This window comes from Micropruina sp. (assembly GCF_027492755.1).
Classification (GTDB): Bacteria; Actinomycetota; Actinomycetes; order Propionibacteriales; family Propionibacteriaceae; genus Micropruina.
Genome location: NZ_JAPUED010000256.1, coordinates 17,436 through 31,116, shown reverse-complemented (window position 1 = coordinate 31,116; position 13,681 = coordinate 17,436). Strand labels below are relative to the sequence as shown.

Here is a 13,681-nt window from a genome sequence, read left to right as displayed (position 1 = left end):
GGTCTGTGACCACGATGCCCCGCGACCGGCTGCGCGAACTGCTGGACGCCGTCCTGGACGAGCAGAACGGCTCGCTCGCCGAGATGGCCGACGGCGCCTTCGCGTCCCCGTTCCATTTCGGACGGCTGGTCGCCCGCGGTTCCGGGGAGTCACCGATGGCGATGCGTCGCCGGGTGATGCTGGAGCGGGCCGCTTGGCAACTCGCGCAGGGCCTGACGGTCACCGACGCGGCCTGGGCCGCCGGCTACAGCTCGGTCGAAGGCTTCAGCCGGGCCTACTCGCGGGCGTTCGGCCATCCACCGAGCAGTCCGGCGTCCCGGCACTGGCTGCCGGCACCCAACGGCATCCACTTCCACCCACCGATGTCGCTGTGGGTCCAAGCGAAGGAGCAGGCGATGAACCCCGTGGTATCGCAGCTAGTGGCCCACGACCTGGACGACACCGAGGCGCTGCTCGACCTCGTCGCCACACTGCCCGACGACGTGCTGCGCGCCCCACGCCGATGCGGCGGAACGGTCACCGAATGGGAAGGCTCCGAGGAGTCCATCCGGGACGTGCTCGAGCATCACGTCTACACCAAAGAGGTGTGGCTGGCGGCGATCGACGGCGCGGACGACGTCCCGCGACCGGCGGATGAAGGTCTCGCCGGGCTGCGGGCCAGGCATGCGGCGGTCGCGCCGCGCTGGCTCGCCTTCGTGCAGGAACTGGAGCGGCGCGGCGGCTGGGACGACCGGCTGATCGACGCGCTCTGCGAGCCGCCGGAGAGCTTCGTGATGAGCAGCGTGGTCGCACACGTGCTGACCTTCGCGGCGCATCGCCGGCAACTGGTCCGGCGGATGCTGGCCGAAGCCGGCACCACTACCGACAGCGGCGACCCGATTCTGTGGTTCCGCGCCCGACGTGGAGAGGAATGAACGAACAGATGAGGACGATCTACTACACCGCCACCACCCTGGACGGCTTCCTGGCCGACGAGCAGGACAGCCTCGACTGGCTGCTCAAGCAACCGCTGGACGACGACGCGTCCGAGTTCGGCTACGACACCTTCTTCGCCGGTGTGGGCGCCCTGGTGATGGGGTCGACCACCTACCGCTGGGTGGTCGACCGGCACGAGTGGCCCTACACGCTGCCCAGCTGGGTGCTCAGCTCGCGCCCGCAGCCGTCCGTTGAGGGAGCCGACATCCGCTTCGCGCAGGGTGACGTGGCGGCGCTGCACCCCGAGTTGGTGGCGGCGGCCGACGGCAAGGACGTCTGGGTCGTGGGCGGCGGCGACCTCGCGGGTCAGTTCGCGGACGCCGGCCTGCTGGACGAGGTGATGGTCTCGATCGCCCCGGTCACGCTGGGCGCCGGGCGTCCGCTGTTGCCGCGCCGCTACGACCTCGAGTTGCTGTCCACCGGCCGCAACGCCGGTTTCCTGTGCGCCCGCTACCGGCTGGCCGGACCGCTGGCGACCTGACCGGCCACGCCCCCTTGTGGTAGACCTGCGTTCGGAGAGGGGGCGTCATGGAACGCGTCGCATTGGTGACCGGCGCCTCGTCGGGCATCGGAGCAGCCACCGCTCGCCGGCTGGCCGGTGCGGGCTTCCTGGTCTACGGCGCAGCCCGCCGCACCGATCGGCTCGCCGAGCTGGCGACGGACGGCGTCCGCGCTCTCGCCCTCGACGTCACGTCGGACGACTCGATGGTCGCCGCGGTCGACCAGGTGCTGAGCGAGGCCGGCCGGATCGACCTGCTGGTCAACAACGCCGGCTACGGCTCGTACGGCGCCATCGAAGACGTGCCGATGGACGAGGCCCGCCGGCAGATCGAGGTCAACCTGTTCGGCCTGGCCCGGATGATCCAGCTGGTGGTGCCCGGTATGCGCGCTCGCCGCTCGGGCACCATCGTCAACATCACGTCCATGGGCGGCAAGATCACCACTCCGTTCGGCGGCTGGTACCACGCCTCCAAATTCGCCGTCGAGGGCCTGTCGGACGCGCTGCGCCTCGAGTTGGCCCGGTTCGGCGTCCACGTGGTGGTGATCGAGCCGGGAGCCATCGCCACCGAGTGGGGCGGGATCGCGATGGACACCGCGAGAGCGGCATCTGGGCAGGGCCCTTACGCCGAACAGGTCCGCGCGATGAACGCCGGTATGAACGGGGCTGTCGCTCGGTGGGCGTCCGACCCCGACGTCGTGGCTCGCGCCATCGAACGCGCCGCGACCACGGATCGGCCGCGCACCCGCTACGCGATCGGCTTCATGGCGAAGCCGGCGCTGCTGGCCCGCCGGCTGCTGCCCGATCGCGCGATGGACTGGCTGCAGACTCGAATGCTCACCTGACAAGCCGGTAAAGCCCTGCCTAACTAGTTCAGCCCTCCCGTCGACGGGAGGGCTGAACTAGTTAGGGAGGGCTTTGTGGCGGGGGCCGATCAGCGGGCAAACAGCTTGCCCTGGATGGTGGTGACCAGGCGGCTCAGCGAGGCGGGCAGATCGGACAGGTGCCAATCGGCGGGCGCGTGGTACCAGTCCAGATCGGTCGAGTCGGCGTCCGGGTCGGTGTCGGCGTCGACCAGCGCCTTCAGCCAGCGGTCGTAGCCACCGAGCACCACCGCGTAGGGCAGCACCTCGGACAGCTCGGCCAGTTCACGGCCCTTCGGCATCTGGTCGGTGGGGTGGCCCAGCAGCTGAGCCCGCAGCAGGCCCAGACCGCTCAGCAGCGACGCGCCGGTGGACGTCCGGGCCGGCATCTCCTGGCCCAGGAACACCACCAGCAGCGACACCGCGATCAGCGCCAGACCGGCCAGTCCGAAGCTGGTGAAGGCCGCCAGCAGGATCGTGGCCACCACCGCCACGGCGAACAGGCCGAGGCCGGCCCTGAACCACGAGTTGCGGGTCTGGTCCGGACGCCGCGCGAACCAGCCGAGCGCCACCACGTCGTCGTAGAGCTGATCCTGCACGGTGCCGATCACGGTGCCGATCGCCGCCGGCAGTTCGGAGGTCGCCACCGGCTCAGCATCGACGGGGGCGACGGCGTCCAGCAGCGTCTTCTCGTAGGGCCGCAGCTCGTCGCCACCGCTGCGCCGGGTGAAGGTCCACTCCCCCTCGGCGTACTTCGACGACTTGGGCAGCTCGTCGATCAGCAGGTGGCCGCGGACCGCCAGATCGAGCAGGGTCGCGGTCACGTCGACCGGATCGACCCGTTCGTCGACCAGCGTGCCGACCTGACCGGGACGGATGCCGTCGCGCACCCTGAACTCGGCCTCGCCGTCGCCGACCGGATGGAACTCGGCGACCAGCGCCGGCTCGGCGGCCGAGGCGGCATCCCGGCCGATCCTGCGATGCAGGCCCCAGAAGCCGAGCCCGCCCAGCACCAGCAGTGCCAGCGCGATGCCCAGCGGCAGCGGCGCGACCGAGAACGCCCGGCCCAGCGTCCACAGCTCGCGGACCTGCTCGTTGACGGCCACGGTGCCCGCCGGGAAGCGCATGATCGCCTCGACGATCTCACCGGCGCCGCGCGGGCCGTCGTTGAAGGTGGGGTCCGGGTGGTCATGGGTCCCGCCGCCCCAGAAGGCGCACACCCCCGGCGAGACCGGCGGGCCGGCCTCACATTGCACCGCCTCGATCATGGTGGGCACCTGGATGACCGCGGTGAACTCCTTCACCGGCAGGCTCAACCCCTGCAGCAGCCGCCAGGCGACCGTCGTCTCACCGGTGGGTTCGGCCGTCGCCGCGCCGTGCACCTGATAGGAGAGCACGACCGGCTGGGTCACGCCCTGCGTGGGCAGCGTGACCACGGTCGCGCCGGCCTGGTCGACGACGGACGCCTCGATCGGCTGCCCGTTCGACGTGGCCTTGATGTCACTCAGCCGGTAGACGTACTCGCGGTCGCCCAGCACCTCGCGGGTGGTGGCGAAGCTCTGCACCAAGGTGGCCGGGGCGGCGCCGTCGAAGGTGATGGTGGCCTGCACACTCAGCGTGCCGTCCGGAGCGAGCGAGCCCTCGACCGCATACTTCCCGACCAGTTCGGCGGCGAAGGCTCGGGGTGCGGCCAGGCCGGCCAGGGCCGCGGTCACGATGAGGAGGCCGGCAACCAGCCGGGCCAACGGGGTGATGGTCAGTCTCGACACGTTCGATCCTTCGGAGTCGGGCGACACGACAGCGCGGTGCGCGTCACGAAAAGCTATCGCATGGGGGGCCGCCGACCGCGCCCCCGACGCACAAATCCCAGGTGCCTGGGGGGTGGACGGCGACACCCCGGCCGTTACAGTGTTCGCGTGACGCAGCCGTTTCCTCCGCGCCAGCAGCCCTATCCGCAGCAGTGGGGTCAGCCGCAAGGCTGGCCGGCGCAACCTTCCCAGCCCGGTTGGAACCGCCCCCAGCCGACCTTCGGCCAGCCGTCCTGGCAGCAGCAGCCAGGAATGCAGCCGCCGGGAGGGTTCCAGCAACCCGGTTACCCGCAGCGCTACCCGCAACAGCCCGGAGGGTTCCAGCAGCCGCCCCAGCAGCGGCCGCGGGGAGGCAACCCGCTCGGCAAGGTGTTGATGCTGCTGGTGGTGGTCTGCTGCCTGCTGCTGGCCGGCCTCGTCGTGGCGAACATGCTCGGCGGAACGGGCGGGACGTCGCGACCGGTGGAGACCTACACCCCGCCGCCGCCGGACATGGATCCGCCCCCGCTGCCGGCTCCGAAGACCTATGCCGAGGCCACCGAGTGGCTGACGAACAACCCTTTCTATAGGCAGTCGACCACCATTCCGACCGACTGCAACAATCTGCAGCCGATCGACGCGCTGAACGCGACCGAGGACCAACTCAACGCCCACCTGCAGGATCTCACCGCCTGCCTGTTGAAGGTGTGGCACGGACCCGTGGAGGCGGCCGGCTACCAGCTGCCGCGTCCGCCGGCCACCGTCTACAACCAGCCGATCCAGACCGCGTGCGGCAAGCTGGACAGCGTCAACGCTTCGTATTGCGGCGCTGACCAGCGGATCTACTACGCCAAGCCGCTGCCGAAGATCTTCCCGAAGGAACTGCAGAACACGAAGTTCCTGATGGAGATGATCCTGGGCCACGAGTTCGGCCACGCCATCCAGGCCCGCACCGGCATCTCGATCTCGAGCTCCGCCTGGGAGCAGCGGGTGTCCACCAAGGCAGAGGCGAACGTGTTCTCGCGCCGGCTCGAGGTGCAGGCGGACTGCTTCGCCGGCATGTGGATCAATGCCGTGGCCCGCTCGCAGAACCTGGACGGCAACGACCTGGAGAATCTGCGCACCATCGCCTACAACCTGGGCGACGACGTGCTCAGCGGCAAGCCGAACATCGACTCCGGTCACGGCCTCGGCAACACCCGGAAGCGCTGGTTCACCACCGGCCTGACCGGCGGCCCGGCGATCTCCCAGTGCAACACCTACACCCCGCCGAACTCCGAGGTCCGCTGAACCTGGATGGCATTCGCCGGTTGAGCGCGTGGAAACCCACACCGCCGGTTCAGCTTGGCGAACCGGCCCACCGCTGGTTGAGCTTGTCGAAACCCCTCGGACGGGTCTCTGAGACAAGCTCGACCAACGACTGTTGGACTGCTCGCCCGACGGAGTGCTGACCCGACCGCTAGATCGGGTGGTGGTGCAGCGGACGTCCCACCTCGGTGAAGCCCAGCCGGCGGTAGACGCCGCGTCCGGCCGGGGTCGCCGACAGGGTCGCCGGGACGTCCGGCGCCATCGCGATCGCCGCCTCGGTCAGGGCCGACGCGATTCCGCGGCCACGGAAGGCAGGCAGCACCGCCACCGCACCGATGTTGTTCACCCGGCTGGTGACGATGGATGCGGCGGTGCCGACACCGACGCCGTCCAGCTCGGCGTACAGCCAAGCGGCGCCGGGAAAGCCCTGGCTGCCGGGCGGATGCATCTCGCCGGGCCGGGTGGGCGGACGTCCGTCGGCCGCGAGGAAGATCAGTTGCTCGAACCAGGCCATGTCGGCGTCGCTGGCCACGCGATGGAGGGCGAGGCCCGGGACGGGCGTGGGTGTGCCCCGGTCAGCGGCGTCCCGGATCATCCAGTGCCCGGTCGGCTCCGCCTCCCGGCCGGGCAGCCGCAGCCGGGCGAAGCTGTCGCAGACGACGCCGGGGACGTCGCCGGGCACCGTGGCGTCCGGGCTGAGCGTGACCGCACCGAACAGCAGGTAGTGCGGCACCGCGCGGTAACCGCGGGCCAGCCGTCCGTCGTCGTCCCAACGGGCGCCCAGACCGGAATAGAGGGCCGCGTGCCAGGCGGCCTCGCCGTGGGCGCAGAGAGCGACCGGATCTGCACTCATCCCGGCACGATCAGCGCGGTGGCGATGGCGGCCACACCCTCGCCGCGGCCGGTCAGTCCGAGTCCGTCGGTGGTCTTGCCGGACACCGACACCGGCGCGCCGAGCGCCGCACCGAGCACCTGCTCGGCCTCCAGCCGGCGGGGCAGCAGCCGGGGCCGGTTGCCGATCACCTGGACGGCGGCGTTGCCGATCTGGTAGCCGGCCTCGCGGACCAGCCCTGCCACCTCGGTCAGCAGCCGCACCCCGGACGCCCCCGCCCACTCCGGACGGTCGACGCCGACGTTGCTGCCCAGATCGCCCAGCCCGGCGGCCGACAGCAGCGCGTCACACAGCGCATGACACGCCACGTCGCCGTCGGAATGCCCGGCCAGCCCGCGTGGCTCGTCCGGGAAGTGCAGACCGGCGACCCACAGCTCGACGCCTTCGGCGAGGGCGTGCACATCGCTGCCGATGCCGACCCGGGGCACCGGGGTCACCGCGGGCTCCGGATCACCTCGGCATGCCCGTTGCTGCCGGGCTTGGCGAACCAGGCGAACGGACGGTGCCGCAGCACCCGGCGGAACGAGTGCCGGCCGAAGCCGGCCCGCAGCTTGAGGAAGGCGTCGGCCAGGTCGAGGTCGGTGGCCGAGGTGATCTTCAGCGACGTCATCGCACCCTTCACGATCGCCACCGGATGCCCGGCGGCTTCGCAGACCGACAGGTCGTCGGTGCATTCGATGCCCTGCTCGGCGGCGTAGTTGTGGCTCGCCTCCAGCACGTCGAAGTTGAAGCCCTGCGGGGTCTGGATGGCCCGCAACTGCTCGCGGTCGACGATGGTCAGCCGGCCGTCCGGCGACTGGGCCCGGATGGAATCGGCCACCGGGATCGCGGGGGCCACCGCGACGGCGCCCTCGCGGATGCTGCGGATCACCCGCGACACCACGGTGGCCGGCACCAGCGGACGAACGGCGTCATGCACCAGCACCACCCGGGCACCGACGAGATCCTCGTGGCCACGGATCGCCGCGATGCCCCGGCGCACCGAGGCCTGCCGGGTATCGTCGCCCTCGACCAGGGTCACCGGGATCGGCGAGGCCGCCAGCGCCGGCTGGAAATGGTGCTCGCCGTCGCGCGGGATCACCACCACGGCATGGGTGCAGCCACCGGCTGCCATGGCCTCGACCGACATCGCCACCACCGCCTTGCCGGCAAGGGTGGTGACGGGTTTCGGAACGGGACCGCCGAAGCGGATCCCCCGGCCGGCGGCGACGATGACGGCGGGTACGGGCTCTGGCACAAGCGGCAGTATAGGTCTGCGTCCTCCGCCGAGGGCGTGATGCGGGTGGGTTCAGGCCTCGGCCGGCACCGGCTCCCCGGCGCGCGCCAACACCGCCCTGGCCAGCGGCAGGTCGAGCACGACGACGTCCAGCACGCCGGTGTGCAGTGCGGCCTGCACCCCCCGGGCCTTCTCCACCCCGGCGGCCAGGCCGATCACGCAAGGCACCCGGCGCAGGTCGTCCAGAGTGACGGCGATCACCCGGTCCGAGGTGGGCGAGCCGAGTTCCTGGCCGGCGTCGTCGAAGAACCGTCCGGTCAGGTCACCGGCCGGCTTCTGCGCCAGGAAGGTCGCCGACTCCGCCTCGGACAGCCTCATGTCCTCGACGATGGTCGCTGAGGACCGGACGCCGAACGTGCCGATGCCGACGAACGCGTGGTCGACCAGGGCAGCCTGCTCCAATGCCTTGCGGATCGCCGATTCGGAGGTGATCGCGGCCTTGGTCTGCGGCGATTCGACGATGGCGGGTGCCAGGAACCGGCTCGGCTCGACACCACAGCGCCGGGCCAGCGCCTGCACCAACGTGCCGCCGGCCCCCGCGCTGTCGAGACCCGGATTGCCGCCGGCCAGCGGCAGCACCTGCACCGCCGCCACCCGTTCCGGCACCTCGGCCACGAACGCTTCCAGGGTGCTGCCCCAACTGAGTCCGACCCGGTTCATCTGGCCGATCCGCTCACCGAACAGGTCGGCGGCGAGGCGTCCGACCATGTGCAGCGCCTGCGCGGGGCCGCCGTTCGGCGTGCCCACCCGGGCATCGGTGAGACCGAACCTCTCCACCAACTGCCGCTCCAGGTCGGCCACTCGCCGGACCGGTGAGCGCGGATCGTGGATGCGGACCTCGACGATTCCCCGCTCACGAGCGGCGGCCAGCACCCGGGAGACGGTGGCGCCGGACAGGCCCATCCGACGCGCCACCTCACCCTGGGAGAGGCCGTCCTCGTAGTAGAGGCGCGCGGCTCGGACGAGCGTGTCGATCGATCGTGCGGCAGCCATCGGGCCTCCCCTCCGATGCGGGAGGTTACCGTGAATCAGCGACTCCCGAGTGTGCCGTTGGCCAGCATGGCGTCCTGCAGCCGTCGCATCGCGACGATCGGCCTGGTCTCGTCCACGGTGACATCGGCGTAGCTGAGCTTCTGGCCGGCGGCGACGTCGCGGGTGAGTACGCAGCCGGCGGCCAGCCCCACCGGCAGGCTGTTGTGGTCACGGGCCTCGCCGGCCGGCATCGCCTGGCCATAGACGTGGTGTCCGCCGATCCCCTCCAGCCTCAGCCCGGCCTTCAGGTCGCTCTTCGCGACGGCGACGACCTCAGAGGTCCAGGTGCTGGGCTGGAAGCTGGGCCTGCGGTCGATGACGGCCTCACCGATCGACAGGTTCGCCTCGATCGAGGCCAGGTGGTAGGGCCGGTAGATCGCGTAGTAGGGGCCGGTGCCGAGCCTGAGGTAGTCGAGTTCGTGGGTCACCACGTCGTTGCCCGACTTCACGATCACGAAGACGCCGGGCGCGACGTTGCCGGTGACGTACTCGACGACCGGCCCGTCGTGGTCGACGATGCCGCCGTCGGAGGCGGGCACCAGCTTCGTGGCCAGCTCGTCGATCGAGCACGGGACGCCGTGCATGCCCGGCACGTCGACCGGGTAGCCGGTGGCGTTGGACAGCGCGCACATCTCGACCTGGGTCTTGGTGCCGTCGGTGAACGAGCTGAGCATCTTCGGGTTCATGCCCTTGGCGATGGCTTCGTCCCGGACATCGGTGGGTGTGTCGGTGGGCCGGTTCGGGTTGTTCTTGCCCTTGCCTGCCACCACCACTTCGAGGCCGATGTCCTCGGCGTATTCGATCAGCTTGAGGCATTCGACCGGCTCGTCGCCGCGGCAGATGCTGTAGATGGCCCCGCCGGCGTTCGCCATGCCGGCCAGCAGCAGCCCGACCGTCACGTCGGCCTCGACGGTCATCAGCAGGGTGTCCTTGCCGGCGAGCAGGCTGGCGTAGGCGACCTCGGCCGCCACGTCCGGAACGCCGGAGACCTCGACGATGACGTCCAAGGGCAGCCTGGTCAGTGCCAGGCCGTCGCTGATCGCCACCGACTCGCCCGCCTCGATCACGGCGGCGGCATCGGTCAGATCGTCGGTGGTGGTCACCCGGTCGCAACCGGCGCCGGCCAGGGCGCGCTCGGCGCGGGTGACGTCGATGTCGGCGACGGCCGACATGAACAGGCCGGGGACCCGGTTGATCTGGGCGACCAGTCCGGAACCCATCTGGCCCGCCCCGACGACCCCGACCCGGACCGGACGTCCGACGCTGCGCTCGCGGGCGAGCAGCCGTTGACTGTAACTCATGGTTGCACCTTCCTCCTGGCACCTCCGGCGCTGGGCGCGGGGGTGCTCACCAAGTTGTTGTTGACCTTGTTGTCCCGGATCCGGTTGTCCTTGGCCCGGGCACGGGTGGCCTTGAGCTGGTCCAGCGCCATCTCGATGGCCTTGCCGGTCTGCTTGTCGCCGGCGCGTCCGGGCAGGGTGGCGACCGGGCCCAGCAACTGCGGCGCGTCCTTCGCCCTGGCGAAGATGGTCGAGCCGCGCAGCGCCTGGGCCGCGATCACCTGATCGGCCGAGTCGTCCACCACCAGCATCACGATCGTTCCCCGGAGCTTGCCCAGCCCCCGGCCGGTGACCAGCAGCCGACCGGCACCATGATGCTGACGGACCATCGCGTTGACCGAGCGGGCGTAGCGAGCCTGCTGCCACAGGCCGAGCATCAGCGAAACCACCAGGGCGCCGATCAGCAGGGCGGCGAACTCCCAGCCCATGGCTCAGTCCCCCGCGATGACGATGGGCGAGCCCACCGTGGGTTGGGGGCGAGACGGGCCGCTGGCCTTCACCGCGCCCGGCAGCAGGGCCTGCTCGGGGCTGTTGACGTAGACCACGATGTGGCCGAGGTCGGTGAGATTCAGGTTCGCCAGTTCTCCGACCTCATCGAGCGTCAGTGCGACGCCGCCCAACTCGAGGGTGTCACCGGCCCGGATCGGACGGCTCGGCGCCTGGCGGGTCTTGTGCACCAGGCTGACGTCGGCCAGCGCGTCGGGCAGCGGTTCGCCGAACAGGATGTAGCAGCCGCCCTCGAACATCTCTGCGGTGAACTCACCGATTCGGTCGACGGTCGCCGACCACAGTTGTTGTGCCATGGGTTCTTCCTTGCGTTCTTTGTCTTCGTTGACGTGGGGGTGGGTGGTTCGGCGGGTCGAGCCTGGGCGGAACCCCCGCTGGTTGAGCTTGTCGAAACCATCCGGGCCTCGACAAGCTCCCCCAACGGGTGCGGGTCTCGACAAGCTCGACCAGCGATCAGATGGCGAACGAGGCCAGGTAGGCGATCAGCACGGCGACCGGGGAGGTGATCAACCGCGAGAACAGCACCGCCGGCACGCCGACCGACACCGTCTCGGGTTCCGCCTCGCCCAGCGACAGCCCGACCGGGATGAAGTCACAGCCGACCTGGCCGTTGATGGCGAACAGGGTCGGCAGCGCGTACTGCACCGGCAGTGCGCCGGCCGCGATCTGCTGGCCCATCAGGACGCCGACCACCTGGGCGATCGCCGCACCCGGACCGAGGATCGGCGAGAGCACCGGGATGGCGGTGATCACGCCGAGCAGGATCAGCCCGAACGGATTGCTGACCAGCGGGGTGACGCCGTTGGCGATCCACTTCGACACACCGGTGTAGGTGACGATGCCGATCAGCAGCGACACGTAGGCCATGAACGGGATGATCGTGTTCAGCACCAGCTTCATCGCCTGCCGGCCCGAGGACAGCAGCGTGTTGATGAAGTAGCCGATCGCCTCGCCGAAGCCGACCACGAGCTTGGTGAACCCGCCGGCCGCCTTGGCAGCCTCCTTGGCCTGCGCCTTCTGGGCCTCGTACTTGGCCCGGTCGGCGTCCATGGCGCCGACCTGCTCGGAGACCGCCGGGGTGGTCTCGACCACCTCGCCCGCCAGCGAGACCTCGTTGGGCGTCACCGCCGAGACGAAGATGTCCTCGGTGATGAACTGGGCCAGCGGGCCGCCGGGCTCACCCGGGTAGACGTCCACGGTGGGGATCCGCTTGCGCGGGTAGACCCCGATCCGGGCGGTGCCGCCGCAGTTGATCACCGCGCACAGCACCTGGGCGTCCGGTACCTGGTTGGTGAAGCCGTCGACGGCCTCGGCGCCGGACAGCTCCGCGATCTTCGCGGCGACCGGGTGGATGCCACCGCTGGTCACCGACAGGACGACCTTCTTCTCATCCGTCGGAGTGAGGGTCAGGCCCGCACCCCAGCCCCCGCGTCCCTTGCGGATGCTCACGCTCTGGTAGCTCATGACTTCGCTCCCTGGATGTGACCGGCCGCGTAGGCGGCGTCGAACTCATCGAAGCGCTCCTGGTGCCCGCCGCGTTTGATCAGCAGCTGGGTGATCCACTGGGTCACGATGCCGCGGATCAGAATGACCACGATGCCGACCAGGAAATACATTGCCGCCAGGCGCGCATAGGCACCTTGGCTGACCGACTGGACACCGGCCGCAACCCCCATCCAGACGAAGATCTCGCCTGCGTTGGCGTGCGGGAAGAACGCCGTCACGGGGTGCACGAAGGACACCGCCGAGTCGTAGAACGCCGGCTTGTACTTCTCGGGCAGGAACCGGCCGAACGAGTAGGCCATGGGGTTGGTGAGCATGATCACCGCGATGATCGGCATGATCGTGTAGCGGGTGAGCGCGTACTTGCCGGCCCACTGCACGGCACGGGTGACCCGCTCCTCGCCGATCCATGTGGTGATCGCATACATCGCTGTCAGCAGCACGATGAGCAACGGCAGAATGCCGGTGACCAGGCCGGTGAAGCTCTCTGCGGCCGCCTTGAACAGTCCGATGAAGTTCTCGGCGAACCAAGTGATTGCATCCATGTGATCCCCTCCTTTCACTGTTTCGTGTTGATGGTGTGTCGGCTCGGAGTTCGTTCTCCGCGCCGCCCTTCCTGAAGCTCAGCCGAGCAGCAGGAAGGGGTCTTCCAGGACCGCCTGCATGGTGGCGAACGCCCTGGCGGCGTCCGCTCCATCGGCGACCCGATGGTCGAGCGTGAGTCCGGCCTCGCAGACCGTCCGGGGCCGCACGGCCCCGTCGGCATCGAAGACCGGGCGCACCTCGACCGTGCCCAGCGACAGCGCCGTCGCTTGGGGTGGGGTCAGTAGTGCGTTGAACCGCTGGACACCGAACGATCCGAGGTTGGACACCGTGCCGGTGCCGCCCCCCATCGCGCTCGGGTCAGCCTTCCCCGCTTTCACCGCCGCGGCGAGTTCCTTGATCGCCGCGTCCAGCGCCCGGATCCCCAGGGTGTGGGGATCGCGCAGCACCGGTGCGAGCAGGCCGGCGGGGGTGTCGATCGCCAGCGCCACCCCGATCCGCGGGTTGGTGCGGACGCCGTCGCCGGCCCAGCTGCCGTTGAGCGCGGGGTATTCGCGCAACATCAGGGCGTAGGCGCGCAGCAGGATGGTGTTCCAGCTGACGCCGGCCAGGGACGCCTTGCGCGCCACCGCGAGCCGGCTCAGGTCGAGCGCCCGCCACACGGTGAACTGGGGAATGAGTGCGGTGGATTCCAGCACCCGCGCGGTCGCCACCCGGATCCGGCGGGATTTGGCGTCGCCCAGCAGTTCGCCCTGCTCGCCGCTCCCGCCCCCGGTGGTCGAGCTGATCGAAACCGAGCTTGTCGAGACCACACCCGCGCCGGTTGTGCTTGTCGAAACCCCCGCGCTGGTTGAGCTTGTCGAAACCTCGGCTGACGGTGGGGTCTCGACCAGCGGTGGGCCGCTCTCGATCGCAGCCCGCACGTCCCGCGCCCGGATGGTGCGATGCGGCCCGGACGGCTGCACGGTAGCCAGGTCGATGCCGGCCCGCGCCGCCAGCTTGCGAGCCAACGGCACCGCCCGAGGAGCACGCCCGTCGCCGGTGGAACCGGTCGGCTCTGTCGTCGCGGCGGCCTCCATCGTCGCGGCGGTCTCCGTCACCCCGGTGGCCTCCGTCATCCCGGCGGACGCCGGGATCTCTGCCGCAACTCGTCCGT

The 13,681-nt window shown here is 70.2% G+C and carries 15 protein-coding genes; 4 read left to right on the top strand and 11 right to left on the bottom strand.

Going from position 1 to position 13,681, the window contains the following annotated elements; genetic code table 11:
• The 3 genes from Q0066_RS17480 to Q0066_RS17470 all read left to right on the top strand — a co-directional run.
• The coding region (locus Q0066_RS17480) for a helix-turn-helix domain-containing protein (RefSeq protein WP_366521550.1) at window positions 1–914 on the top strand (914 nt) is incomplete at its 5' end.
• Window positions 911–1,456, top strand: a complete 546-nt coding sequence (locus Q0066_RS17475; RefSeq protein WP_298135315.1) for a dihydrofolate reductase family protein — start codon at window positions 911–913, stop codon at window positions 1,454–1,456. The genes Q0066_RS17480 and Q0066_RS17475, both read left to right, overlap by 4 nt.
• Window positions 1,457–1,503: 47 nt before the next feature.
• Window positions 1,504–2,319 carry an oxidoreductase gene (locus Q0066_RS17470; protein WP_298135314.1) on the top strand — a complete coding sequence of 272 codons (816 nt, stop codon included), beginning with the start codon at window positions 1,504–1,506 and terminating at the stop codon, window positions 2,317–2,319.
• An 89-nt stretch (window positions 2,320–2,408) separates the two neighbouring features.
• Here the strand turns inward: Q0066_RS17470 and Q0066_RS17465 are convergent, their stop codons facing one another.
• Complete coding sequence (locus Q0066_RS17465; RefSeq protein WP_298135312.1) at window positions 2,409–4,106, bottom strand: DUF2207 domain-containing protein; 1,698 nt, start codon at window positions 4,104–4,106, stop codon at window positions 2,409–2,411.
• A 147-nt stretch (window positions 4,107–4,253) separates the two neighbouring features.
• On the opposite strand from Q0066_RS17465, the gene Q0066_RS17460 reads away from it, so the two are divergent.
• A complete protein-coding gene (locus Q0066_RS17460) occupies window positions 4,254–5,414 on the top strand; it encodes a neutral zinc metallopeptidase (RefSeq protein ID WP_298135310.1) in 1,161 nt (386 codons plus the stop codon).
• A gap of 169 nt (window positions 5,415–5,583) precedes the next feature.
• Here Q0066_RS17460 and Q0066_RS17455 read toward each other — a convergent pair whose 3' ends face one another.
• From Q0066_RS17455 to Q0066_RS17410, 10 genes are all read right to left on the bottom strand, one after another.
• Window positions 5,584–6,285: a GNAT family N-acetyltransferase gene (locus tag Q0066_RS17455; RefSeq protein ID WP_298135309.1), complete on the bottom strand. Its 702-nt coding sequence runs from the start codon at window positions 6,283–6,285 to the stop codon at window positions 5,584–5,586.
• Complete coding sequence (ispF, locus tag Q0066_RS17450; RefSeq protein WP_298135307.1) at window positions 6,282–6,761, bottom strand: 2-C-methyl-D-erythritol 2,4-cyclodiphosphate synthase; 480 nt, start codon at window positions 6,759–6,761, stop codon at window positions 6,282–6,284. Before ispF ends, Q0066_RS17455 begins: the two co-directional genes overlap by 4 nt.
• Window positions 6,758–7,561: a 2-C-methyl-D-erythritol 4-phosphate cytidylyltransferase gene (gene ispD, locus Q0066_RS17445; RefSeq protein ID WP_298135305.1), complete on the bottom strand. Its 804-nt coding sequence runs from the start codon at window positions 7,559–7,561 to the stop codon at window positions 6,758–6,760. Before ispD ends, ispF begins: the two co-directional genes overlap by 4 nt.
• Before the next feature lie 51 nt (window positions 7,562–7,612).
• Window positions 7,613–8,593 carry a sugar-binding domain-containing protein gene (locus Q0066_RS17440; protein WP_298135303.1) on the bottom strand — a complete coding sequence of 327 codons (981 nt, stop codon included), beginning with the start codon at window positions 8,591–8,593 and terminating at the stop codon, window positions 7,613–7,615.
• Between the two features lie 35 nt (window positions 8,594–8,628).
• Complete coding sequence (locus Q0066_RS17435; RefSeq protein ID WP_298135301.1) at window positions 8,629–9,933, bottom strand: oxidoreductase; 1,305 nt, start codon at window positions 9,931–9,933, stop codon at window positions 8,629–8,631.
• The gene (locus tag Q0066_RS17430) at window positions 9,930–10,400 is read right to left on the bottom strand and encodes a transcriptional regulator GutM (protein WP_298135300.1); all 471 of its coding nucleotides are present in this window, start codon (window positions 10,398–10,400) and stop codon (window positions 9,930–9,932) included. Before Q0066_RS17430 ends, Q0066_RS17435 begins: the two co-directional genes overlap by 4 nt.
• Window positions 10,401–10,403: 3 nt before the next feature.
• Window positions 10,404–10,775, bottom strand: a complete 372-nt coding sequence (locus Q0066_RS17425) for a PTS glucitol/sorbitol transporter subunit IIA (RefSeq protein WP_298135298.1) — start codon at window positions 10,773–10,775, stop codon at window positions 10,404–10,406.
• 157 nt (window positions 10,776–10,932) lie between these two features.
• Entirely contained in the window at window positions 10,933–11,943 is a 1,011-nt protein-coding gene (locus Q0066_RS17420; protein WP_298135296.1) for a PTS sorbitol transporter subunit IIB, read from the bottom strand.
• The gene (locus tag Q0066_RS17415; RefSeq protein ID WP_298135294.1) at window positions 11,940–12,527 is read right to left on the bottom strand and encodes a PTS glucitol/sorbitol transporter subunit IIC; all 588 of its coding nucleotides are present in this window, start codon (window positions 12,525–12,527) and stop codon (window positions 11,940–11,942) included. The genes Q0066_RS17420 and Q0066_RS17415 overlap by 4 nt, the downstream gene beginning before the upstream one ends.
• Before the next feature lie 78 nt (window positions 12,528–12,605).
• On the bottom strand, window positions 12,606–13,681 hold a 1,076-nt coding region (locus Q0066_RS17410; protein WP_298135292.1), incomplete at its 5' end, for a 2-oxo acid dehydrogenase subunit E2.

Excerpts from the sequence above, each read along its gene's own strand:
- Q0066_RS17475 (WP_298135315.1), top strand. The coding sequence starts at position 911 with ATGAACGAACAGATGAGGACGATCTACTACACCGCCACCACCCTGGAC.
- Q0066_RS17470 (WP_298135314.1), top strand. The coding sequence starts at position 1,504 with ATGGAACGCGTCGCATTGGTGACCGGCGCCTCGTCGGGCATCGGAGCA.
- Q0066_RS17455 (WP_298135309.1), bottom strand. The coding sequence starts at position 6,285 with ATGAGTGCAGATCCGGTCGCTCTCTGCGCCCACGGCGAGGCCGCCTGG.
- Q0066_RS17440 (WP_298135303.1), bottom strand. The coding sequence starts at position 8,593 with ATGGCTGCCGCACGATCGATCGACACGCTCGTCCGAGCCGCGCGCCTC.
- Q0066_RS17435 (WP_298135301.1), bottom strand. The coding sequence starts at position 9,933 with ATGAGTTACAGTCAACGGCTGCTCGCCCGCGAGCGCAGCGTCGGACGT.
- Q0066_RS17430 (WP_298135300.1), bottom strand. The coding sequence starts at position 10,400 with ATGGGCTGGGAGTTCGCCGCCCTGCTGATCGGCGCCCTGGTGGTTTCG.
- Q0066_RS17425 (WP_298135298.1), bottom strand. The coding sequence starts at position 10,775 with ATGGCACAACAACTGTGGTCGGCGACCGTCGACCGAATCGGTGAGTTC.
- Q0066_RS17420 (WP_298135296.1), bottom strand. The coding sequence starts at position 11,943 with ATGAGCTACCAGAGCGTGAGCATCCGCAAGGGACGCGGGGGCTGGGGT.
- Q0066_RS17415 (WP_298135294.1), bottom strand. The coding sequence starts at position 12,527 with ATGGATGCAATCACTTGGTTCGCCGAGAACTTCATCGGACTGTTCAAG.